Source organism: Aliterella sp. E5.1, assembly GCF_057473825.1.
Window position 1 is genome coordinate 1 of the sequence record NZ_JBYCCV010000407.1, and the last position, 1,319, is coordinate 1,319.

The following is a 1,319-nucleotide window of genomic DNA, read 5'->3' on the forward strand; positions in this document are numbered from 1 at the left end:
TACCTGGCCAATCAAGCCGCTGAACAAGCGACGGAAACCTTTGCAGACCAGGCTTTGGCCAGCTAAACCCCCGTCCTGCTCTGTCTATTTGGGCTAGAAATGGTAAAACGGTAGGAGTTCCTGTCAACTGTTAAAGATTGAGTGCAATAGAGGCAAATTGATGGAACTGGCAACCACCCTCAGCGGCCAGCAAGTTCAGAATGCGGTTCGGGAGGTAGGGATCAACCCCAATCATTGGTACGCCGTTGGTTGGGCTGATCAGCTGCAGCCAGGGGGAATCAAAGCGGTAACGATCTGGCAGCAGGCGATCGCTGTTTACCGAGATCAAAGCGGTAAACTTCATGCCTTAGAAGATGCCTGCCCCCACAAAGGGGTTGCCCTTCATAAGGGCCAGGTTCAGGGGTGTCATCTTGCCTGTGCTTACCATGGTTGGGAATTTAATGGCCAGGGCCAGTGCGTCAGCATTCCCTATCTACCGGACTCCCAAAAACTGCCCAGGGCTCAGGCTCAAAGCTATCCGGTGCAAGAAAAATACAATTTAATCTGGATTTTTCCCGGCGACGCCACCCTGGCAGCCACCCGTCAACCGCCTGAGATGCCAGAATTTAATCGACCCGATGACTGGCTGATAGTGCCCGTGACGGCGCGGTTTAAAGCTCATTTCTCGATCTGCAACGAAAATACCATGGATGTTTTCCATGGCTTTTTGCACCAAAAACTTCAGGGCTGGTTTGATCCGGTGCTGACGAATCTCCAGGAGACAGACACCTCAGTCTGCGCAGAGTATCAAGTTTCCTACAAAGGTCGCATGGCTCAGTTTTTGGGCTTGAGTGAACGGGCCGATCAAGTCACCACTTTACCGATCGCGGTTAAGTATCACTATCCCCACTACGCCACTTCTTTGCAGGGGATGTCTTCGCTATACCTGATGCGCTTACCGATTGGCCCGGTAGAGAGCCAATCCTTTGCCTGGTTTTTCTTTCGAGTTCGGCTGCCGAGTTGGATTCTCAGACCGCTCAAGCCCTTGCTGGTGTCGCTGCTGCAGCGCTTTGTGCTTTACAAGTTTCTCGCCCAAGACATTGAGATGATCGAGAGTGAACAACAGACCTATTTAAGGAATCCCCAGCGCCGCTATGTGGAAATTAATCCGGCGATTATCGCAATTCAGCGCTTAATTGTTCGGCAATACGAGCAATTTATGCAAAAATCGAGTCAACTTGCAAACGGTTGGAACGGACACTCCTCTGAGACCGTCTTATCTGAGAAGATGGTCTCAGACCCGTCTGAACCAATCACCGATAACTTGGTTCGATGAAGGT

The 1,319-nt window shown here is 51.1% G+C and carries 1 protein-coding gene; it reads left to right on the forward strand.

Annotated features, from left to right (window positions below; genetic code table 11):
- Positions 1-160 precede the first annotated feature (160 nt).
- Positions 161-1,315, forward strand: a complete 1,155-nt coding sequence (locus AC2VE5_RS27715; RefSeq protein WP_486890727.1) for an aromatic ring-hydroxylating dioxygenase subunit alpha — start codon at positions 161-163, stop codon at positions 1,313-1,315.
- The last annotated feature ends 4 nt before the right edge of the window (positions 1,316-1,319 follow it).

What these genes read in the sequence shown, in the direction of transcription:
- AC2VE5_RS27715 (WP_486890727.1), top strand. Translation starts at nt 161, where the DNA reads ATGGAACTGGCAACCACCCTCAGCGGCCAGCAAGTTCAGAATGCGGTT.